At 70.7% G+C, this 21311-nt stretch carries 16 protein-coding genes; 11 read left to right on the top strand and 5 right to left on the bottom strand.

The features are described 5' to 3' along the window. The first annotated feature begins 7 nt into the window (after nucleotides 1-7). Nucleotides 8-550 carry a CGNR zinc finger domain-containing protein gene (locus ACTMTF_RS18040; protein ID WP_441111712.1) on the top strand — a complete coding sequence of 181 codons (543 nt, stop codon included), beginning with the start codon at nucleotides 8-10 and terminating at the stop codon, nucleotides 548-550. On the opposite strand, the gene ACTMTF_RS18045 is transcribed toward ACTMTF_RS18040, so the two are convergent. Both ACTMTF_RS18045 and ACTMTF_RS18050 read right to left on the bottom strand, forming a co-directional pair. Then, a complete protein-coding gene (locus ACTMTF_RS18045; RefSeq protein ID WP_441111713.1) occupies nucleotides 536-1561 on the bottom strand; it encodes a LacI family DNA-binding transcriptional regulator in 1026 nt (341 codons plus the stop codon). The genes ACTMTF_RS18040 and ACTMTF_RS18045 overlap by 15 nt on opposite strands. Then, complete coding sequence (locus ACTMTF_RS18050; protein WP_441111714.1) at nucleotides 1545-3998, bottom strand: glycoside hydrolase family 3 N-terminal domain-containing protein; 2454 nt, start codon at nucleotides 3996-3998, stop codon at nucleotides 1545-1547. The genes ACTMTF_RS18045 and ACTMTF_RS18050 overlap by 17 nt, the downstream gene beginning before the upstream one ends. Before the next feature lie 394 nt (nucleotides 3999-4392). On the opposite strand from ACTMTF_RS18050, the gene ACTMTF_RS18055 reads away from it, so the two are divergent. From ACTMTF_RS18055 to ACTMTF_RS18075, 5 genes are all read left to right on the top strand, one after another. Then, nucleotides 4393-5700 (top strand): extracellular solute-binding protein, encoded by a 1308-nt coding sequence (locus tag ACTMTF_RS18055; RefSeq protein ID WP_441111715.1) that lies wholly within the window; start codon nucleotides 4393-4395, stop codon nucleotides 5698-5700. Nucleotides 5701-5708: 8 nt separating this feature from the next. After that, nucleotides 5709-6608 carry a carbohydrate ABC transporter permease gene (locus ACTMTF_RS18060; protein WP_441111716.1) on the top strand — a complete coding sequence of 300 codons (900 nt, stop codon included), beginning with the start codon at nucleotides 5709-5711 and terminating at the stop codon, nucleotides 6606-6608. A gap of 1 nt (nucleotide 6609) precedes the next feature. Then, nucleotides 6610-7503 (top strand): carbohydrate ABC transporter permease, encoded by an 894-nt coding sequence (locus ACTMTF_RS18065; protein WP_441111717.1) that lies wholly within the window; start codon nucleotides 6610-6612, stop codon nucleotides 7501-7503. A gap of 116 nt (nucleotides 7504-7619) precedes the next feature. Then, the gene (locus tag ACTMTF_RS18070; protein WP_441111718.1) at nucleotides 7620-8753 is read left to right on the top strand and encodes a N(5)-(carboxyethyl)ornithine synthase; all 1134 of its coding nucleotides are present in this window, start codon (nucleotides 7620-7622) and stop codon (nucleotides 8751-8753) included. A gap of 54 nt (nucleotides 8754-8807) precedes the next feature. Next, nucleotides 8808-10841: an ATP-binding protein gene (locus ACTMTF_RS18075; RefSeq protein ID WP_441111719.1), complete on the top strand. Its 2034-nt coding sequence runs from the start codon at nucleotides 8808-8810 to the stop codon at nucleotides 10839-10841. Between the two features lie 18 nt (nucleotides 10842-10859). On the opposite strand, the gene ACTMTF_RS18080 is transcribed toward ACTMTF_RS18075, so the two are convergent. After that, a complete protein-coding gene (locus tag ACTMTF_RS18080) occupies nucleotides 10860-12080 on the bottom strand; it encodes an NAD(P)/FAD-dependent oxidoreductase (protein ID WP_441111720.1) in 1221 nt (406 codons plus the stop codon). A 172-nt stretch (nucleotides 12081-12252) separates the two neighbouring features. On the opposite strand from ACTMTF_RS18080, the gene folE reads away from it, so the two are divergent. Both folE and ACTMTF_RS18090 read left to right on the top strand, forming a co-directional pair. Continuing rightward, nucleotides 12253-12819 carry a GTP cyclohydrolase I FolE gene (gene folE / locus ACTMTF_RS18085; RefSeq protein WP_397007497.1) on the top strand — a complete coding sequence of 189 codons (567 nt, stop codon included), beginning with the start codon at nucleotides 12253-12255 and terminating at the stop codon, nucleotides 12817-12819. Nucleotides 12820-13029: 210 nt separating this feature from the next. Next, nucleotides 13030-13857 carry an SAM-dependent methyltransferase gene (locus tag ACTMTF_RS18090; protein WP_441111721.1) on the top strand — a complete coding sequence of 276 codons (828 nt, stop codon included), beginning with the start codon at nucleotides 13030-13032 and terminating at the stop codon, nucleotides 13855-13857. Nucleotides 13858-13860: 3 nt separating this feature from the next. Here ACTMTF_RS18090 and ACTMTF_RS18095 read toward each other — a convergent pair whose 3' ends face one another. Next, nucleotides 13861-14745 (bottom strand): helix-turn-helix domain-containing protein, encoded by an 885-nt coding sequence (locus ACTMTF_RS18095; protein WP_441111722.1) that lies wholly within the window; start codon nucleotides 14743-14745, stop codon nucleotides 13861-13863. Between the two features lie 251 nt (nucleotides 14746-14996). Between ACTMTF_RS18095 and ACTMTF_RS18100 the strand changes: the two genes are divergently transcribed. Together ACTMTF_RS18100 and ACTMTF_RS18105 are read left to right on the top strand one after the other, a co-directional pair. Next, complete coding sequence (locus ACTMTF_RS18100; RefSeq protein WP_441111723.1) at nucleotides 14997-16445, top strand: AAA family ATPase; 1449 nt, start codon at nucleotides 14997-14999, stop codon at nucleotides 16443-16445. Then, the gene (locus ACTMTF_RS18105; protein WP_441111724.1) at nucleotides 16439-17638 is read left to right on the top strand and encodes a tetratricopeptide repeat protein; all 1200 of its coding nucleotides are present in this window, start codon (nucleotides 16439-16441) and stop codon (nucleotides 17636-17638) included. The genes ACTMTF_RS18100 and ACTMTF_RS18105 overlap by 7 nt, the downstream gene beginning before the upstream one ends. 66 nt (nucleotides 17639-17704) lie before the next feature. Here the strand turns inward: ACTMTF_RS18105 and ACTMTF_RS18110 are convergent, their stop codons facing one another. After that, nucleotides 17705-19300, bottom strand: coding sequence for a serine/threonine-protein kinase (locus ACTMTF_RS18110; RefSeq protein ID WP_441111725.1), 1596 nt, complete (start codon nucleotides 19298-19300; stop codon nucleotides 17705-17707). A gap of 201 nt (nucleotides 19301-19501) precedes the next feature. Here ACTMTF_RS18110 and ACTMTF_RS18115 point away from each other — a divergent pair, with 201 nt between their 5' ends. Then, a complete protein-coding gene (locus tag ACTMTF_RS18115) occupies nucleotides 19502-21307 on the top strand; it encodes a flavin-containing monooxygenase (protein WP_441111726.1) in 1806 nt (601 codons plus the stop codon). Nucleotides 21308-21311 lie beyond the last annotated feature (4 nt).

Below are 21311 nucleotides of genomic sequence, written 5' to 3' on the forward strand. Positions count from 1 at the left end.
TAGAGTCATGGATCTCGTGACAGGCGAGCCACTCGCGCTGGATCTGCTCAACACGCTGACCGACGAGTACGACGCACTGGACGATGTTCAGCCCTGGCTGGAGCTCCAAGCAGGGCGACTCACCGCACCGTCCCTACCGCTCACCGACACGGACCTCGCCGCCGTCCGGGCGCTGCGCGAGCACGTACGGGCAGCGGTGGACGCCGTACGACAGGGCCGGTCACCTGCGGGGAAGTCCATCGAAGCGGTCAACCAGGCGGTCCGGGCGGCTCCGCCGTACCGGATCCTGGGAGCGGACCTCGGCGCGGTCATTCGCCGGGACGGCGACGAGCGGGCGAGGCTGCTCGCCCAGCTCGCGGAGGCGGCCGTCGAGCTGCTCACCGGCCCTGACGTGGGCAGGATCCGCGCCTGTGAGGGGCCGCGGTGCCGCATGCTGTTCGTGGCCGGGCATCCCAGACGGCGCTGGTGCTCACCCGCGCTGTGCGGCAACCGGGTCCGGGTGGCACGCCACTACCAGCGCCGCAGGGGCGGCGGCTCAGGCGCCGGGTGACGCGGGCGCGGTCGAGCCGCGGACGACCAGCTCGGTGGCGAGCTCGACGTGATGGGAGTCGATCTTCTCGCCGGCGGCCAGGCGCAGCGCCGTGCGCAGGGCCACGCGGCCCATCTCGCGCAGCGGCTGGCGGATGGTGGTGAGCGGCGGGGAGGCCATCTGGGCGAGATGGGTGTCGTCGAAGCCCACGATGCTCAGGTCTTCGGGAATGCGCAGGCCACGCTCCCTGGCGGCCTCCTTGACGCCGAGCGCGATCTCGTCACAGCCCGCGAAGATCGCTGTCGGCGCCTGCGGCAGATCGAGCAGCACCGAGCCCCCGGCCACACCGTCGTAGTAGCGGAAGCTCCCCGTCTGCACATAGTCGGGGAGCACCGGCACCCCCTCGGACTCCATGGCGGCGCGATATCCGTGCAGGCGGGCCTGATTGCAGGCGGCGGACGCCGGACCGCCGACGTAGGCGATCCGGCGATGACCGAGAGAGAGCAGGTGCTGGGTCGCGGTGAGACCTCCGGCGAAGTTGGTCGCCCCGATGCTGGTGATCCGGGCGCGCGGCAGGTTCAGCGGGTCGATCACGACCAGCGGCAGTCGCGCCCTCGACAGAGCGGACAGCTGCCCGGAGGTCAGTTCGCTGGTCACCGCGATCAGCGCCCGCCGCCCCGCGTTCATCAGGCCCCGGGCCCACGCGGCGGTGCGGTCCGCATCCCCCCGGATGCTGACCACGACCCCGACGCCGACCTCGGCGGCGGCGCCCACCGCCCCCTGGATGATCTCGGTGGAGTAGCCGTTGAGCCCCGGTTCGAACTGCAACTCCACCGTGCTGAGCCCCACGCCCTCCACACGTCGCGGCGACGGCGCGACGTAGTCGTACCGCTGCAGCATCGACTGCACCAGCGAACGGGTCGCCGGCGCCACGTCACTACGGCCGTTGAGCACCTTGGAAACCGTCGCGACCGAGACCCCGGCCGACGCGGCGACGGTCGCCAGTGTGGCGCGCCTAGGACTGACCGGCATCTCTGCCCTCCTGTCGCCCGGCCGCGGCCGGGCTCACGTCCACCGGTGTGATGAGCCGCCGATCATGGCCGACGGTGCGCGACGCGCCGGTCAGCCGTACGACGCCCTGGCACGGCAGGTCCGCCGCCGAGGTGCCGACGAGCACCTCCACGTCGCCCGGCTCGACGATCCGCCGCAGGTCGCGCCCGGTGAAGGCGGTCCGGTCAGCGTGTACGTGGAACCGCACGTCAGCGCTCTCCCCCGGCTCCAGCCGGACCCGCGCGAACCCGGTCAGCTGCTTGACCGGCCGGGTCACCTGGGCGACCACGTCGTGCAGGTAGAGCTGCACGACCTCCTCGCCGGCCCGGACACCGGTGTTGCGGACCCGCGCCGCGACGGTGAACTCCCCGTCGGTGGGCACCTCGGTGTCACTGATCCGCAGGTCGTCGACCTCGAAGGTGGTGTAGGAGGCGCCGTAGCCGAAGGGGAACAGCGGGGTCGGGTCGAGGTTGCTGATGCCCTGGCTGTCGGCTCCCAGCGGCGGCTGCAGATAGGTGCCCGGCTGCCCGCCAGGCCCGTTGGGGATCTGCACGGGTAGCTTGCCCACCGGCTGGACGCGGCCGGACAGGACGCCGGAGATCGCCGCCCCGCCCTCCTCGCCGGGCATGAACGCCTGGACCAGCGCGGCGGCCTCGGCGTGCACCTCGCCCAGGGCGTACGGACGGCCGGAGACGACGACCACGACGACGGGCGTCCCGGTGGCGGCGAGCTCGGCCAGCAGGTCGGCCTGCACGCCGGGCAGCCGCAGGTCGTCGGCGTCGCAGCCCTCACCGGAGGTGCCCAGCCCGAACATGCCGGCCCGGTCACCGACGACGGCGACGCACAGGTCCGCCTCGCGCGCGGCGGCCACCGCGGCGGCGAAGCCGGAGCGGTCGGCGTCGCGCACGTCGCAGCCGCGCTCGTGCACGATCGTGCTGTCCGGCAGCTCCGTGCGCAGCGCGTCGAGCACGCTGGGCGCCTCGATGCCGAGCCCGAGCTCGGGGTGGCGGGGCAGCACGTGGTTGGGGAAGGCGTAGCAGCCCATGAAGGTGTGCGGGTCGTCCGCGCAGGGGCCGACGACCGCGACCCGGCGCGGGGCCGTGCGCCCCTCGCCGAGCAGGGGCAGCGTGTCGCCGGCGTCGAGCAGGATGACGGACCGCTCGGCCATCTCCAGGGCCAGCTCACGGTTGGCCCGCGAGTCCAGGTCCACGGTGGCGGCGCCGGACACCGAGCCTTCCGGCGTCCAGTCCGGGTCGAGCAGGCCGAGCTCGATCTTCTGGGTGAGCAGGCGGCGCGCCGCCCGGTCCACCAGGGACTCCGGCAGCTCGCCCCGGCGCACCCGCTCGACCAGGCTGTCGCCGAAGCCGACGGTGTCGGGGAGCTCCACGTCGAGGCCCGCGGCGAGCGACATCGCGCCCGCCTCGCCGACGTCCGCCGCGACCCGGTGCATCGAGGCGAGGAACGGGACCGACCAGTAGTCCGAGACGACGGTCCCGGTGAATCCCCACTCATCGCGCAGCAGGTCGGTGAGCAGCCAGGAGTCGGCCACGGCGGGGACGCCGTCCACGTCGGAGTAGGAGTTCATCACCGAGCGGGCGCCGCCGTGCGTGATGGCCGCCTCGAACGGCGGCAGGATCATGTCCATCAGCTCGCGGCGGCCCATGGGAACAGGGCCGTGGTTGCGGGCCGCGCGCGAGGCGGAGTAGCCGGCGAAGTGCTTGAGCGTGGCGATGATCCCGGCCTTCTCCAGGCCGCGGACGTAGGCGGCGCCGAGCGTGGAGACGAGGTGGGGGTCCTCCCCCATCGTCTCCTCGACCCGGCCCCAGCGGTAGTCGCGCACCACGTCGAGCACCGGGGACAGGCCCTGGTGCGCCCCCACGGCGCGCATGTCGCGCCCGATCGCGGCGGCCATCCGCTCGACCAGGTCGGGGTCGAACGTCGCGCCCCAGGCGATGGCCGCGGGGTAGACCGTCGCACGGTAGGCGGTGAAGCCGGTGAGGCACTCCTCGTGGACGATCGCCGGGACGCCGAGCCGAGACCGCTCCATGATCGTGCGCTGCAGCCTGACCACCTCCTCGGCGCCTTCCTGCGCGGTCACGGGGGCGCTGCCGAAAACGCGCGTCAGATGGCCGAGCCCGTTACGGACCATTTCGTCGAAAGGAACCGTCCCGGAGGCCGCGAACACGTCCTGCATGGGCGCGACATTCTGCGTGCCACCGGCGTCGGGATCGATGACCGGCTCGGGCTTGTCATCGGCGCGCATCTCGTTGCCGACCCAGCGGCTGCCGAGCTGGCCGACCTTCTCCTCAAGGGTCATCTCCGCAAGGAGAGCATCGACCCGGGCGGCCACAGGAAGAGTAGGGTCCTGCCACGGGCCGAGCGCCCGGCCTGCCGGCGCGGTCGAGTCTAGAGCGGTCATTGTGCTGCTCTCCTTTGGGCACGGTTCTTACCGCAGGTTTCGAAATATTTCGGTGCCGTCAGCAACCCGGGCGGGGAACCTCCTCGACACCATATCGCCGGGACAACCCCCTGGCGGAAGTACCATACACGTGGTTTTCCCGAGACCTGTTCGAGACCCTTGGTTGCAGTCTTGACACGACAATTGCCGATACTTAGATTGGCGTGCCACAGTCTGTTTCGTAAATGTTTCAATAGCCGGCTCACTGAGGAGTGGACGAGCGGCATCGGGGGGTGCTGATCCACCGCCGGCCCGTTCGAAGTTCAGCGAGCCGCGGCAAAGCCCCCGGCATACGAATACGGAGATCAGCGTGGAGCCCAGGACAACATCGCGTCGCAACTTCCTTGCCCTTTCCATGGGCCTGCCTCTGGGAGCCGCGCTCGCCGCGTGCGGCACTTCAGGTCCGAGCAGGCCCGGCGCCGAAGCGAGCAGCAGCGGCGCCGCAGGTGCCGCGACCGCCACTTACTGGTACCTGTCGGTGCAGCCGCAGGAAGGCGTCCGCACCAGGGCCATGGAGCGGTTCAACAAGGCCAACCCCACGGGCACCATCGAGGGCACGACCTTCGCGAACGACGCCTTCAAGACCAAGATCAAGACGGCGATCGGCGCCGGCCAGGCCCCCACGCTCATCTGGGGCTGGGGCGGCGGCGGCCTGCGCAGCTACGTGCAGGCCGGCCAGGTCGAGGACCTCACCTCCTGGTTCGAGGAGAACAAGGCGGTCAAGGACCGGCTGTTCGACTCCTCCTTCGGTGCGGCCACCATCGACGGCAAGATCTACGCGATGCCCTGCGAGACGATGCAGCCCATCGTCCTCTACTACGACAAGCGGGCCTTCGAGAAGATCAACGCCAAGCCGCCGGAGAGCTGGGGCGACATCATGGCCCTGGTGCCCAAGTTCAACGCCGCGGGCATCGCGCCGTTCTCCCTCGGCGGGCAGTCCCGCTGGACGAACATGATGTGGCTGGAGTTCCTCTTCGACCGCCTCGGCGGCCCCGAGGTCTTCCAGGCCGTGTTCGACGAGGAGAAGGACGCCTGGAACAACCCGGTCGCCATCGACGCCCTGACCAAGATGCAGGAGCTGATCAAGGCCGACGGGTTCATCAAGGGCTTCTCCTCGATCACCGCCGACTCCAACGCCGACCAGGCGCTCCTCTACACCGGCAAGGCCGCCATGATGCTGCACGGCGGATGGTGCTACGGCAGCATGAAGGCCGACGGCGGCGACTTCGTCTCCGGCGGACACCTCGGCTACATGAACTTCCCCCCGATCGAGGGTGGCAAGGGCGACCCCACCAACACCGTCGGCAACCCCGGCCAGTACATGTCGATCTCCTCCAAGGCGACCCCCGAGGCCAAGGAGATCGCCAAGAAGTTCTTCGCCACCGAGCTGGTGAGCGACACGTCGGTCAAGGAATGGGTCGCGACCGGCGCGGTGCCGATCGTCAAGGGCGCCGACAAGGAGTTCGCCGCCTCCGAGGACAAGGAATTCCTGACCTTCGTCTACAACATCGCGGTCAACGCCAAGACCTTCGCCCAGTCCTGGGACCAGGCCCTCAGCCCGACGGCCGCTGAGGTGCTGCTGGACAACATCTCCAAGCTGTTCCAGCTGTCGATCACACCGCAGGAGTTCGCCACGAACATGAACGCGGTCATCGGCAAGTGAGCACGTTCGTGACATCCGCCACGGCCCCCAGAAAGAAGGGCCGTGGCGGCTCGCTCGGATGGCTGGCCCTGCCGGCGCTAGCGTTCTTCGTCGCCTTCGCCGTGGTCCCGCTGGTCGGAGTCCTGTGGCTCAGCTTCACCACATGGGACGGACTCGGCGAGATCCGGCTGACGGGTCTCGACAGCTGGCGCGCCGTCCTCGACAACCCGGGGCTCATGCACTCGCTCTGGGTGACGTTCCTGGTGATGCTTCTGTCGTGGGCCTTCCAGACGCCGCTCAGCATCCTGCTCGGGGTGTTCCTGGCCGGTCGGCAGCGCTACCGCGCGGTGCTCGCGGTGGTCTACTTCATCCCCCTGCTGCTCAGCTCGGCCGCCATCGCGATCACCTACAAGGCGCTGCTCGACCCGAACTTCGGGCTCGGCGCCGGGCTGGGGATCGAGATCCTGATCCAGGACTGGCTCGGCGAGCCGACCCTGGCCCTCGGCGTGGTGATCTTCGTGGTGTCCTGGCAGTTCATCCCGTTCCACTCGCTGCTCTACCAGGGTGGCGTACGCCAGATCCCGCGCTCGATGTACGAGGCCGCGGAGCTGGACGGCGCGGGCCGGGTGCGCATGTTCTGGAGCATCACGCTGCCGCAGCTGAAGTACACGATCATCACGTCGTCCACGCTCATGGTCGTCGGGTCGCTGACCTTCTTCGACCTGATCTACGTGATGACCGCGGGCGGACCGGGCGACGCGACCCGGGTGCTCGCACTGGACATGTACAAGCGCGGGTTCCAGGCCAACCTCATGGGCCCGGCCAGCGTGATCGCCGTCATCCTCGTCGTTGTCGGCCTCCTTTTGGCGCTGTTGCTGCGTCGAATCGGTGGCGGTAACAACAGCGACAGCCAGTTGGAAGGTGCCTGATATGGGGACGCCCGTAGCGACGCGCCCCAGAGAGAGCGCTCCCAGACAACATCGACGCCACCGCAACGTCCGGCCGACCAGCAACAAGAACTGGCTCGGTGGTGCGGCCGGGTGGCTCTGGCTGCTGATCGTCGTGGTGCCGATCTACTGGATCGTCATCACCAGCTTCAAGACGCAGAGCAACTACTACGCGACCAACCCGCTGGTGCCGCCGACCGAGCCGACCCTGGCCAACTACGTCATGGTCATCGAGTCGGACTTCCCGCTGTACTTCGTCAACAGCATCATCGTCACCCTCGGCGCGGTCGTCCCCGCAGTCGCCATCTCCTTCATGGCGGCCTTCGCGATCATCCGGGGTGGCAGAGGCCGGTTCCTGAGGTCGGTGAACTCACTCTTCCTCATGGGCCTGGCCATCCCCCTGCAGGCGACGATCATCCCGGTCTACCTGATCATCATCAGGCTGAACCTGTACGACTCCCTGCTGGGGATGATCCTGCCGTCGATCGCCTTCGCCATCCCGCTGTCCGTGCTGGTGCTGTCGAACTTCATCCGGGACATCCCCAAGGAACTGTTCGAGTCGATGCGGCTGGACGGCGCCACCGAGTGGGGGACGTTGTGGCGGCTGGCGTTCCCGCTCACCCGGCCTGCCGTGGTCACGGTGGCGATCTACAACGGGTTGACGATCTGGAACGGCTTCCTGCTGCCGCTGATCCTGACGCAGAGCCCGGACAAGCGGACCCTGCCGCTCGCCCTGGCGGCCTTCGAGGGCCAGTACAGCGTGAACGTGCCGGCCGTGCTCGCCTCGGTCCTGCTCACCACGCTGCCCATCCTGGTCATGTACATGGTCGGCAGGCGTCAGCTGCTCAGCGGTCTGACCGCCGGTTTCGGTAGGTGACGGCCGTCCGCGTGCACCACGCGGACGGCCCGTCCAGCGACTCCCTCGACATTTCCTATGCTAAACATGGGGTCTATTAAGGGAGCCATTCCATGGATCAGCTCAGTCTCGGAGTCGTGTCTAAGTCACGCAAGGAGAACGAGCACCGGCTCGCCATTCACCCGCTGCACGTTGAGCGGGTCGACGCGGATCTGCGCGAGCGCATCTATCTCGAACGCGGCTACGGCGAGCGGTTCGGCATCTCGGACGAGCAACTGGCGCCACTCGTCGCCGGACTGCTGCCACGCGAGGAGCTCGTGGCGCGGTGCGACGTCATCCTGCTCCCCAAGCCGCTGGCCGAGGACCTGCAGGAGCTCCGCGAGGGGCAGATCCTGTGGGGGTGGCCGCACTGCGTGCAGGACGAGCGGATGACGCAGCTCGCGATTGACCGCCGGCTCACTCTGATCGCCTTCGAGGCGATGAACCACTGGAAGAGTGACGGCACCTTCAACCTGCACGTCTTTCACAAGAACAACGAGCTGGCCGGCTACAGCTCGGTGCTGCACGCGCTGGCGCTCACCGGCACGACGGGTGACTACGGGCGGCGGCTGCGGGCGGTCGTCATCGGCTTCGGGGCGACCGGCCGAGGCGCGGTGACGGCCCTCAGCGCCCACGGCGTGAACGACGTCGATCTGCTCACCTTCCGCGACGTCGCCGCGGTGGCCTCCCCGATCCACTCCGCGCGCATCGTCAGTTTCGAGCACGAGGCCGACGACCCCAACCGCAGTTACGCGCTCACCGACGCGGGCCGGGTGCCGCTGGCCGCCTTCATCGCCGACCACGACATCGTCGTCAACTGCGTGCTGCAGGACACCGATCATCCGCTGATGTTCGTCACCGAGCCGGATCTGGCCGCCTTCGCGCCGGGCACTCTCATCATCGACGTGTCCTGCGACGAGGGGATGGGCTTCAGCTGGGCGCGGCCCACGCCGTTCACCCGGCCGATGTTCGAGGTGGGGGACAACGTCCACTACTACGCCGTGGACCACAGCCCGTCGTATCTGTGGAACTCCGCCACCTGGGAGATCAGCGAGGCGCTGCTCCCCCACCTGCGGACGGTGCTCGACGGCCGTCACGCGTGGGACAAGGCCGACACCATCAGTAAGGCCATCGAGATCCGCGACGGCGTCATCCAGAACCCCGCCATCCTCTCCTTCCAGCACCGGTCACCGGACTACCCGCATCCGCACGAAGCGCCGCTCAACGTGTAAAAGTACACATCCGTCATACGCGGCCTTGAGCAGGCAAAAAGCTAAGGTTGCCCCATGTCTTCGGGGGATCTCACGCTGCTGGAAAGCCACTTACGGAGCGCGCGAGCGCGCGCCTTCGTCGGGCGGGAGCAGGAGCTGGCGGCCTTCCGCTCGGCCCTGCACGACGGCGGTCCCAGCGTCCTGTACGTCCACGGAACCGGAGGAATCGGCAAGTCGGCGCTGCTGCGCCGACTTGCCGAGGAGGCGACGGCGGGCGGGCGGCCGGTGGCGATGGTGGACGGGCGCACGCTCGACCCCTCGCCAGCCGCGTTCGAGGCCGAAGCGGGCCTGGTGCTGCGCGACGCGCGGGCGGTGCTGCTGGTCGACACCTTCGAGCGGTGCCAGGGGCTGGAGGGCTGGCTGCGTGAGCGGTTCCTGCCTCGGGTGCCGGTCGGCGCGCTCGTCGTCGTGGCCGGACGGTCCCCGCTCGACGTGCGCTGGCAGGCGGACCCCGGGTGGGCCGAGGCGCTGACGGTGATCCGGCTCCGCGATCTCGCGCCGGTGGACGCCAAGGCGCTGCTGTCCGCCCGTGGCGTGGCGCCCGCCCTGCTCGAACCGCTGCTCGCCTTCGCCGGCGGCCACCCGCTCGCGCTGTCGCTCGGCGCCGCCGTGGCGATCAAGGACCATCAGGCGAGCGACCGGTGGGCGCCCACCCAGGACGTGGTCACCACCCTGCTGGAGCAGCTGATCGGCGAGGTCCCGTCACCCGCGCACCGGCACGCCCTGGAGGTCTGCGCGCACGCGTACACGACCACGGAGGACCTGCTGCGCGCGGCCCTGCGCGAGGACGCCGCGCCGCTGTTCGCCTGGCTGCGGCGGTTGCCGTTCGTCGAATCGAACGACTGCGGGGTGTTCCCGCACGACGTGGTGCGCGAGGCGCTGGAGGCCGACCTGCGCTGGCGCGACCCGCAGGGGTACGCGGCGATGCACGGCCGCATCCACGACCACCTCGCCACCTGGGTGCGCACCGCGGCCGAGCCGGAGGTGCTGCCGGCCGTCCAAGCGCTGTTGCACCTGCACCGCCACAACGGGATGAGCGCGGGCTCCCCCGTCTCGCAGGGCGTGGGCGAGATCCAGGAGGACCCTTTCCAGCCGGCGGACGCCGACGCGCTGATGCGGCTCGCGGGCCAGGTGGACAACGAGGAGTCGGCGGCCTGGGTCGCCTACTGGCTGGCACGGCAGCCGGGCGGCTTCCGGGTGTACCGGCGCACGGAGACCGGCGAGCCGGTGGCCTTCAGCGCGTGGCTGCGCCTGGAGGAGTCCGACGAGAAGGACTTCGCGGCCGACCCGATCACGGCGGCGGCCTGGGCGCACGCCCGCGCCACCGCGCCACCGCGCACGGGCGAGTTCGTGGCCGTCGGCCGCACCTGGGTGCTGCCCGACCAGCAGGGCGACTCCCCGGTGATGGACCTCATCCACTGGCGGGCCGTGGCCTGCTGCCTGCGCGCGGACCGCATGGCCTGGTCGTACCTGGCCGTGAGCGGCCCGGAGTCCTCCAGCGCCTACATGCGGCACCACGACATGCATGACATCACCGTGCGCCCGATGCTGGGCGACGAGCCGTACGCGCTGTTCGCCCATGACTGGCGGCTGGTGCCCGCGCAGGCGTGGCTGGACCGGCAGAACCAGCTGCTGATGTCCGGCGCGCGGGAGCTCGCCCCCGCCCCGCAGCCGGAAGCGGCGGTGCTGACGCGGGAGGAGTTCGGCGACGCGGTACGCAAGGCGCTGCGCGGCCTGAACCGCCCCGGCACGCTGACCGGCAGCCCGCTGGCCCGCAGCAGGCTCGTCGAGAGGCACCCCGCGCCGGACCCGGCCAGCGCACTGCGCGAACTGCTCGTGCGGACGATCGAGTCCCTGCGGGAGGACCCCCGGGCGGTCAAGCTCCATCGGGCCCTGACCACGACGTTCCTGCGGGGCGTGCCCACCCAGGAGGCCGCCGCCGAACGGCTCGGGCTGCCGTTCACGACCTACAGACGCCACCTGGGCGCGGGCATCGAGCGGGTGTGCGAGGAGCTGTGGCATCGCGAGTCGTACGGGGCCGGACGGTGAGGTCGGGCCCCGTGCGCGTCAGGCGCCGACCTGATCCAGCGGGACGCCGGGGTCGGCGAGCCTGGCCCTGTCGACGGGCCCGGCGGCGCGGATCAGCGCCTCGACCTGGTCGGTGACCTCCCAGATGTTGACGTTCATGCCGGCCGTCACCCGGTCGCCGTCGAGCCAGAACGCGATGAACTCGCGGGAGCCGAGATCGCCCCGGACGACCACGTCGTCGTTGTTCCCGGGCAGGGCGAGGCCGATGTACTCCATCCCGAGGTCGTACTGGTCGGTGTAGAAGTAGGGCAGCTTGTCGTAGGCGGCCTCCTGCCCGAGCATCGAGCGGGCGGCGACGGCGGGCTGGTTGAGGGCGTTGGCCCAGTGCTCGACGCGGATGCGGCGGCCCAGCACCGGGTGGTGGGCGCCGGCCACGTCGCCGGCGGCGAAGATGTGCGGGTCGGAGGTGCGCAGGGCCGCGTCCACCACGATGCCGTCGTCCACCTCCAGGCCGGCTTCTACCGCCAGGCCGGTGTTGGGGACGGCGCCGATGCCGACGATGACGACGTCCGCCGGGAGGTGCGTGCCGTCCGCCAGCCGGACCCCGTCGGCCTTGCCGCGCTCGCCGGTGATCTCGCTGACCCGCACGCCGAGCCGCAGGTCGACGTCGTGCTCGCGGTGGAGCCCGGCGAAGACGGAGGCGATCTGGGCGCCGAGGGCGCGCAGCAGCGGCTGCCGCTCGGCCTCCAGCACGCTCACCGCCACGCCGGCGGCACGGGCCGCGGCGGCCACCTCCAGGCCGATCCAGCCGGCGCCGATGATCACCACGCGGGAGACGGTGGCCAGGGTGGCGCGCAGGCGCTCGCTGTCGTCCACGGTGCGCAGGTAGAGGACGCCGTCGAGGTCCGCGCCCGGCAGCGGCAGGCGGCGCGGCCTGGCGCCGGTGGCCAGCAGCAGCTTGTCGTAGCCGAGACGCTCGCCTCGCGACAGGGAGAGCTGGCGCGCGTCACGGTCGACGCCGATCACCGTGGTGGCCTGGCGCAGGTCGACGTCGTGGGTGGCGTACCAGGCGGCGTCGTGGACGAAGATCTTGTCCCGCTCGGAGCCGCCCTGGAGGTAGTCCTTGGACAGCGGCGGGCGCTCGTAGGGGAGGTGGGGCTCGTCGCCGATCAGCACGAGCCGGCCGTCGAAACCCTGCTCACGCAGGGCCTCAGCGGCCTTGGCAGCGGCCAGGCCGCCGCCGGCGATCACGAATGTCATGGTGGGGCTCCTGTCGGGTCGCGGACGGCTCTCCTCCATTTAACACCCATGGTGGTTGACAAAATAACTGGTCATCGCGCCCGTATCCGGATATAACTAACAACTATTAGCTAAATAGGAGGTGGGAGCCATCCGGTCCCTCACATCACACCGACAAGCCCCCGCCCAGGGGATGGACCTGGCCGCGGCCGAGCTCGCGGCCGAGCGGTTCCTGGCCGCCCTGGGCATCGACACCGACGCGGAGAGTCTGCGTGAGACGCCTCGCCGGATGGCGCACGCCTACGCCGAGATGCTCACCGCGCGGCCCTTCGAGCTGACGACCTTCCCCAACGACGAGGGCTACGACGAGCTCGTGCTGGTCCGCGCCATCCCCGTCCGCTCGATCTGCGAGCACCACCTGTTGCCCTTCACCGGCGTCGCCCACGTGGGCTACCTGCCGGGCGAGCGCATCGTGGGCCTGTCCAAGCTGGCCAGGATCGTGGAGCACTTCGCCTGCCGCCCCCAGGTGCAGGAGCGCCTCACCAAGCAGGTCGCCGACTCGCTCCAGGACCGGCTGGCGCCCAGAGGGGTCGGCGTGGTCATCGAGGCGGACCACAGCTGCATGACCCTGCGCGGCGTGCAGGCCCCGGGCGCCATGACGGTCACCTCGACCCTGCTGGGCACGCTGCGGGACGACGCCCGCTCCCGTGCCGAGTTCTTCGCCCTCACCGGCCATCCGAGCTCCACCGGACGCGGCTGACCACCGGACACCCCGCCCCGTCCAGCACGGCCGGACGCGGCCGACCACCGGACGCCCTGCCTCCGCCCGGCATTGCCGGGCGGAGGCAGGGTCTTTTTTGTTGATTTTTCACGAAAAATCGATGGGTGACACATGGTCGGCTGACAGGTCAGCAGAAAGCCACGACACTGGGTTGATCACGGTGGATGCGACACAACAGGAGAGGCTCTCGTGACAGAGGAATCGGCCATTCCCGACCCGGCGCTTTCCCCCAAAATCGACACCACCGTGCCGCACTCGGCACGGATGTGGAACTACTGGCTCGGCGGCAAAGACCACTATCCCGTGGACCGCGCCGCCGGCGACCAGTTCAGCGAGGCGTTCCCGGACATCGTCAACATCGCCCGCCTGTCCCGGCACCTGCTCGCCCGCATCGTGCGCCATCTGGCCGGCGAGGCGGGGGTCCGGCAGTTCCTGGACGTCGGCACGGGCCTGCCCACCGTGGACAACACCCACGATCTCGCCCAGCGGGTGGCCCCGGACGCGCGGGTGGTCTACGTGGACAACGACCCCCTGGTGCTGACGCACGCCCGCGCGCTGCTCGTCGGCACCCCCGAGGGCGCCACCGACTACGTCCAGGCCGACCTGCGCGAGCCCGAGGCGATTCTCGCGGCGGCGGCCAAGACACTGGACTTCGACCGGCCGGTCGCGCTGATGCTGATGGGCATCGCGGGCTACCTGCGCGACGACGAGGAGCCGTACGCGATCGTGGGGAGGCTGGTGGACGCCCTGCCCTCCGGCAGTTACCTGGCCATGTGGGACGGTGTCAACGTGGTCACCGGCGACGCCCTGGAGCAGGCCCAGGAGGACTTCAACGAAGGGGACGGCGCGCCCGCGCCCTACACCCTGCGCAGCCGCGCGGAGTTCAGCGCCTTCTTCGACGGGCTGGAGCAGGTGGAGCCGGGCGTGGTGTCCATCCCGCTGTGGCGGCCGGACCCCGACCCGTTCGCCTCGCCGGCCGAGGTCGACGCGCTGTGCTGCGTGGCACGCAAGCCGTAGGCCCTAGAGCGAGGCCATGATCTCGCGCAGGATCGCGGGGGTGTCGGTCGCGGGGCGGGCGTGCAGGCCCAGCTCGTTCATCAGCTGCTGGTACGGATCGACGTCGGACTGCTTCGTGAGGTACTGGGCGCTCGCGATCTGCTCCAGGTAGACCACGTCCTTCACCTCCGCCTCGGCGAAGCGGAGGATGGTGATGGGGCCGACGCCTCCGACGTTGCCGCCGTAGTCGAGCGGGAGCAGCTGGATGGTGATGTGCGGCTGTTCGGCCAGCTCGGCGAGGTGGGCGAGCTGGCCGCGCATGACGGCGGCGTCGCCGACCTTACGGTGCAGCACCGACTCGTCCATCACCAGCCACAGCCTGTGCGAGGTGGGGGGCGTGAGAATCCGCTGGCGGCGCATCCGCAGGGCGACCCGGGGCTCGACGTTGTCCGGCGAGTCCTCGTGGATCCGGCCGAGGACCGCGCGGGCGTAGTCCTCGGTCTGCAGCAGGCCGGGCACGAACTGGACCGCGTAGGCGCGGATCAACGCCGCGTCCTGCTCCAGCCCCAGATAGGTGTCGAACCAGTCGGGCACCGCGTCCCGGTACTCGTGCCACCAGCCCACGGCGTTGGCCCGCTCGGCCAGGATGAGCAGGGCCGAGCGCTCGGCCTCCTCGACCACCCCGTAGAGGGAGAGCAGGTCGGCCACGTCGCGGGCCTTGAAGGTGCTGCGGCCGAGCTCGATGCGGCTGATCTTGGAGTGTGAGCTCCGGATGGCGTATCCCGCGGCTTCGCGGGTGATGCCCTGTGACTCGCGCATTCGGCGCAGTTGGGCGCCGACGAGGATACGCAGTGCCGTCGGCCCGGACTGGTGGGGATCCTTACCGGTATTTTCGGTCAGATCGCCCATGCTCCGAGCATTCGGCATATGCGCTCCTATATCGGCAAAATTGACGGTCTAACCTTTGGTAATCCTGCCACGCCGCCCGGCTGGAATGCCACGACCATGCCAGCATGACCGTTGCACTTTCATCTACCGCTTCGGCGCCATTACCCTGACCTGCTTTCCGCAGGGGCGGGAGCGGCCCCGAAGGCGTGTGGTTTCGGTAGCCTTGCCTGGTTTGAGACCGACCGAATCCTGCAACAGAAGGGACCGGACACGTGCTCGACGACGCCGGCCTCCAGCCGCTCCGCGATGCCGCCCGGCTGTCCCCGGACAACCTGCCCCTCCGGCAGCTCCTGGCCAACCAGCTCCTGGCCAAGGGCTACCTGGCCGAGGCCGAGGCCGAGTTCCGGGCCGCGCTGGTGCTCGCCCCCAAGGACGTGAACATCACGACGGGGCTGGCGGAGGCGTTCGTCCGGCAGAGCGCGCACGGGGCCGCGCTGGCGGCGCTCGAACCGTTCCTGGTCACGCCCGGTTATCCGCCCCCGATGGGCGTCATCGCGGCGCGGGCGCTGCTCGCCGAGGGTGACCTCGCCGCCGCGGCCTACCGCTATCACGAGGCGGTCTCCCGCGATCCGTCCGTCGCCGACGCCGCCCTGGCCGCCAGGCTGGCCACCCCACCGGCTCCTCATCCGACACCGGCTCCCCGTCCGACACCGGCGCCGTCTGCTTCGCCGTACACGAACCCCACGCCCCCGGCCCCACCGGCCGGCCCGCCCGCGCAGCCTGCCGCGCCGTACGGGACGGGCGGGGGGTATCCGGCGCAGGCCGGCGGGGCGAGTGCTGAGGTGGAGCGCTCCGGCACGACGTTCGCCGACGTGGCCGGCATGGAGGCGGTCAAGGAGGCGCTGCGGGTCAAGCTCCTGCTGCCGGTCCAGCAGCCCGAGCTGTTCGCCGCGTTCGGCAAGCGCGCCGGTGGCGGGGTGTTGCTGTACGGGCCTCCAGGAGGCGGCAAGACGCACCTGGCCAGGGCCGCCGCGGGCGAGCTCGGCGCGTCGTTCGTGAACGTCGGGCTGGCCGACATCCTCGATATGTACATCGGCTCCAGCGAGCGCAACCTGCGGGCCACGTTCGACCTGGCCCGCCGCAACCGGCCGTGCGTGCTGTTCTTCGACGAGGTCGACGCCCTCGCCGCCCGCCGCTCCGACATGCGCCAGGCGCACAACCGGCAGCTCGTCAACCAGTTCCTGGCCGAGCTCGACGGGGTGGACCAGAACGCCAACGAGGGCGTCCTGGTGCTGGCGGCCACGAACGCGCCCTGGTACATCGACGTCGCGTTCCGCCGTCCCGGCCGGTTCGACCAGCTGGTGTTCGTACCGCCGCCGGACGCCTCCGCGAGGGCGGCCATTTTGCGCATCCTGTGCCGTGACAAGCCGCTGGCGGAGATGGACTTCGACGCGGTGGCGCGGATCACCGAGCACTTCGTCGGCGCGGACCTCAAGGGCGTGGTGGACCGGGCGGTGGAGGCCAAGCTGCACCAGTCCATCAGCGCGGGCCGCGCCATCCCGCTGGAGACGCCCGACCTGCTGGCCGCCGCCCAGGCCGCACGGCCCACCTCTGTACGCGAGTGGTTCGCGACCGCGCGCAACTACGTGATGCACGCCAACGACTCCGGCGCCTGGGACGAGCTGATGCCCTGGATCAAGGGCGGCAAGGGCAAGTGGTAGCGGTCTCCGACGCGATCGAGCGGGCGCGCACGCTGCTGGAGTTGCGCCGCCCGGCCGACGCCGAGCGCGAGCTGCGCGGCCTGCTCGCGCAGAACCCGCAGCACAGCGCCGCGCACTCCTTCCTCGCCCTCGCCCTCCTGGAGCAGGGAAATCCGGCCGACGCCGTCACCGAGGCGTACGAGGCGGTGCGGCTGGCGCCCGACCACTGGTTCCCGCACTACGTGGCCGGGCACGTGCACTACCGCGAACGCCGACCGGATCTGGCGATGGCCGCCGTCCAGGCGGCGCTGGCGATCTCCCCCGAGCACGTGCCCACCTGGACGCTGCTGTCCCGCACCCACATGCTGACCGGCCACTGGCGCGAGATGGCCGACGCGGCACGCCGCGGCCTGGCCATCGATCCGGAGGCCGCCGAGCCGGCGAGCCTGCTGGCGCTGGCACTCGTCGCGCTGGGCGAGGCCGAGCCGGCCAAGGCCGCCGCCGCGCAGGCCGTACGACTGGACCCGGACAGCGCCACCGCGCACCTGGTGTACGGCCGGGCGGCGCTGGCCTTCGGCGATCCGCGCGAGGCGGCCGACGCCTTCCGTGAGGTGCTCCGCCTCGACCCCGGCTTCGACCAGGCCAGGGAGCTGCTCGTGGCGGCGCTCAAGCGGCGCAACCCGCTCTACCGGTGGCTGGCGCGGTTCCAGAGCAGGTTCCGTGGTGGGTGGTGGCTGGTGTTCCTGCTGCCCGCCGTGCCGCCGGTCATCATCGTCTTCGTCCTGATCGCGCTGCTGCACTGGGCGGCGTGGATCGCCGAGTCGTGGACCACGCTGCGACTGGCCCGCGCCAAGGCCACCCGCCTGCTGTTCGAGGGGGCCGAGTCGCGCGTGGCCCTGCTGTGCTGCTGCCTGCCGGCCCTCGGCGCGGCGCTGCTCGCCCTCGGGATCACGCTCGGCCAGGACGCGCTCGGCACCGGTGGCGTGGCGGTCATGGCCCTGGTCACGCCCGTGCAGGAGGCCGCGCACACCAGCGCGGCCCGCGCGCGGGCCATCCTGTACGGCTGGACGGGCTTGCTGGGGCTGGCCATCGTCGCCTCGGTGGCCCTGGGCTCAGTGGGGCCCGCGCTGCTGAGCGTCTACGCGGCGCTGGCCACGATCTGGGTGGCAGCGGGTGTACGGCGCGTGTTCCGTAAGGAGCAGGCGCCGCTGTGAGCATCATGTTGCCCGGGAGCACCGCTTGTCCGGGGAGCACCGCTTGTCCGGGAGCACCGCTGACGGTCACGGCCGCGTCTGGCACATGGCGAACGTGACGGACTCGGTCCTGACGACCGGCGCGGTGATCCGGAAGGTGACCCGGTGCGTGCCGTCCTGCGGTCGCAGCATCCTCCTGGAGGGCACGTAGTCGCTGCGGCTGCCCGACGGCAGCCGGGACGAGCCGCTCTCGATGACCTTTCCGTCGTGGAGCCACTGATAGGAGTACGGCGCGGCAGGCTTCGTCGCGTCGATCCCGACGCCGAAGTTCATCGATCCCGTGTAGCACGTCACGCCATCAGGGTTGATCTTGGATGAGCCCTGGACGCGCACGTAGGCCAGCGAGAACGAGGCGGTCGCCGCCTTCTTGTTCGGACGGACGCGCGACGGCGTGGGGGTGGCGCGTGGCCCGGTCGTCGGCCCGGTCGTCGTCCGGGTCTTCGTGGGGCCGGGCGTAGCGGTGCGGCGTGGCCGCGTGGTCGGGCGGTTGGTCTTCGCTCTCGGCTGGGTGGTCGCGCGCCTGGTCGCGGGCGTCCTCGGCGCCCCCTCCCCGGTCGTCTCGTCCTCGGTCGTCTCGTCCCCGGCTGTGTCGTCCCCAGCCGTCTCCGGCGGGACGGTCGGCGATTCGCCGGCGTGCGCGGCGAGCTGCGGGGTTCCCATCCCGCCGGTCGAGGAGGCGTTCCAGATGATCGCGGCGGACACGGACAGGGCGATGACCGCGGCGGACGCGGCGATCAGCAGGGCCCGCGCCGGCCGGCGGCGGACCTGTCGCGGCCCGGCGGTGAGCCGCGTCAGCACGTCCCGCATGGCCGGGCGGGCGGTGGGGTCCTTGGCCAGGCAGTCGTGCACGACCGAGCGCAGCGGCTCCGGCAGGTCGCCCAGCCACGGCTCGGCGTACATGACGCGGCCTGTGACAGCAGGCACGGAGTCGTCGCCGAACGGCGGCGTGCCGGTGGCCGCCGCGGCGACGACGCAGCCCCACGCGAAGACGTCGGCGGCGGGCCCGGCGGCGGAGCCCGCGAGCTGCTCGGGGGCCAGATAGGCCGGCATGCCGGCACCGCCGCCGACCGGAACCGAGGCATCGGCGACGCGGTCGGATCCCGTTCCGGTGCCGAAGCGGGTGCCGCTTCCGGTGCCGGTGTCGAAGCCGGTGGCCGGGGTCCGGGTGTCGCGGGGGTGGGCGAAGTCGGCGACTCGCGGGCCGTCTCTGCCGAGAAGGACGTCGGCGGGTTTGAAGTTCCGGTGCGTGAGGCCCGCCTGGTGGATGGCGGTCAGCGCGGTGGCCGTGCTCACCGCCAGTCGTTGCAGGTCCGCGCCGGTGTGGCGGCCCGTCTGCGCCAGCGAGGGGCCCTCGACGTACTCACTGACGATGTACGCCCGCCCGCCCGTCGACGCGTCCAGCACCTGTGCGACGCAGAACGGCTCGACCCGGCGAGCGGCGGCGAGTGCCCTGGTCAGGTCGCCGGACACGCCCTCGCGCAGCACCTTGACGGCCACGAGCCGGTCGTCGGGGGCCTGGCCCAGGTACACGACTCCGTGACGGCCCGCTCCCAGCCGGCCGACGATCCGGTAGACCCCTACGGCTGTGGGGTCGCCTTCGCGTAGAGGTGCTGCGTTCGGCATGACCGGGGCGACTCCTGAGAAGATCGGGGATCAACCCCACGCACCTTAACGGCATGAGTCAGGACATGTTGTCACAACATGCTGATTGTCGCCGACGGCGGGGCCTGCCCTGAGCGTCGGCTTCGGCCGGTCGCCCTTACCGAGGCGGTCGCCGAATGCCATGCTGGTATCAGGCCGATGGTCCCCGGATCGGGAGCAGGCATGTCCGTCACTGACCGTCCAGACGTCGACAAAGAAGCACTGCGCCGCAAATACCTGGAAGAGCGCGACAAGCGGCTCCGCCCTGACGGCAACGACCAGTATCTCCGGCTGACCGGGGAGCTGGCGCACTATCTCGACGACCCGTACACCCCCAGGACCGAGCGCGAGCCCAGGACCGACCACGTCACCGTCGCGTTCGTCGGCGGCGGCTTCGCCGGGCTCGTCACCGGCGCGCGGCTGAAGGAGGCCGGGGTCGACGACGTGCGCATCATCGACAAGGGCGGCGACTTCGGCGGCACGTGGTACTGGAACCGGTATCCGGGCGCGCAGTGCGACACCGCGTCGTACGTGTACATGCCGCTGCTCGAAGAGACCGGGCACATGCCGACGGAGAAGTACGCGCACGGCCCCGAGATCCTGGAGCACTGCCGGCGCATCGGCAAGCAGTACGGGCTGTACGACCACGCGCTGTTCCACACCGAGGTCCAGGACCTGCGCTGGGACGAGAGCCGGTCCCACTGGATCGTCCGCACGGACCGGGGCGACGCCTTCACCGCCCAGTTCGTCGCCATGGGCATCGGTCCGCTGCACGTACCGAAACTGCCCGGCATCCCGGGCATCGAATCGTTCGGCGGGCACTCCTTCCACACCAGCCGATGGGACTACGGCTACACCGGCGGCGACCCCTCCGGCGCGCCTATGGACAGGCTGGCCGGCAAGCGGGTGGCCATCATCGGCACCGGCGCGACGGCCGTGCAGTGCGTGCCACACCTGGCGCGGGCGTGCGAGGAGCTGTACGTCTTCCAGCGCACGCCGTCGTCCGTGGACGTCCGGGACAACCAGCCGACCGATCCGGGGTGGTTCGCGGAGATCGCGCAGCCCGGCTGGCAGCAGCGCTGGCTGGCGAACTTCACCGCCAACCAGAGCGGCGCGATGCCCGAGGAGGACCTGGTGATGGACGGCTGGACCGACATCGCCGGTCGGGTGCGTTCGAGGATCATGGCGCTGCCCGCCGAGGAGCGGAGCCTGGAGCGGATGCTGGCGGCCTTCGAGGACGCGGACTTCGAGAAGATGTCGGAGATCCGGGCCCGGGTCGACGCCGTCGTCGCCGATCCGGAGACCGCCCAGCGGCTCAAGGCGTGGTATCGCCAGCTGTGCAAGCGGCCGTGCTTCCACGACGAGTATCTGCAGGCCTTCAACCTGCCCGGCACGCACCTCGTCGACACCGACGGCAAGGGCGTGCAGCGCCTGACCGAGACCGGGGTGGTCGCCGGCGGCAGGGAGTACGCCGTCGACTGCGTCATCCACGCCTCTGGCTTCGAGGTCGGCACCGCATGGACGCGGCGGGCCGGCTTCGACCTGACCGGGCGCGACGGCGTCAGGCTCTCCGAGCGCTGGGCCGAGGGGATGCGCACCCTGCACGGCATCCACACGCACGGGTTTCCGAACGCCTTCCTGGTGCAGCTGGGTCAGGGCGCGAACCTCGTCGCCAACATCCCGCACGACCTCACGGAGTCGGGCCGGACGATCGCCGCCGTCATCGGGCACGCCCTGGCTCACGGCCACCGCGAGGTCGAGGTCTCCGAGCAGGCCGAGAACGCGTGGGTCGAGCTGCTCGGGTCGGGGACGGGCAGGATCCTGGGGGCGCCGGGCTGCACCCCCGGCTACTACAACAACGAGGGCCACGAATCCGACCAGGCGACCGGGTTCCGGGTCGGTTACCCGAAGGGCGCGGTGGCCTACTTCGCCTACCTCGACCGGTGGCGCGAGTCAGGCGCTTTCGAGGGCCTGGACTTCAGGGAGTGACGGG

It is taken from the genome of Nonomuraea sp. ZG12 (assembly GCF_052068115.1).
In the GTDB taxonomy this organism is placed as follows: Bacteria; Actinomycetota; Actinomycetes; order Streptosporangiales; family Streptosporangiaceae; genus Nonomuraea.